The 231-nt window shown below is 59.3% G+C and carries 1 protein-coding gene; it reads left to right on the top strand.

What is annotated here, in order from left to right:
* Positions 1 to 184, top strand: a 184-nt coding sequence (locus tag AC0L3B_RS40495; RefSeq protein ID WP_473383736.1) for a hypothetical protein, incomplete at its 5' end; no start/stop codon positions are given.
* Positions 185 to 231: the final 47 nt, after the last annotated feature.

Genomic DNA, 231 nt, shown 5'->3' with positions numbered 1-231 from the left:
CCCCGTTTTCAAGCAACCGCCCACCACGGTGATCTCCACCGGCGACGCCCCTGTTCCCCTACAGGCCGCTCTACGGTTCTCCTTAGAATTATTTCTGCTCGCCGGCTGCTCCAGCGGCCCCCGACTGAACACCAGCCATCCTTCGATCAACCATGCCGAAGAGCACAAGTCAGTACGACAGTAAAATTCAGAAATCGGGTATTCCGTGGTGGGGGTGGAAAGGGGGGGGGG

The sequence above is a fragment of the Bradyrhizobium sp. Kon56 genome (genome assembly GCF_055807635.1).
Note: the sequence above shows the minus strand (reverse complement) of the source record. Positions and strands in the feature narration are given on the sequence as shown.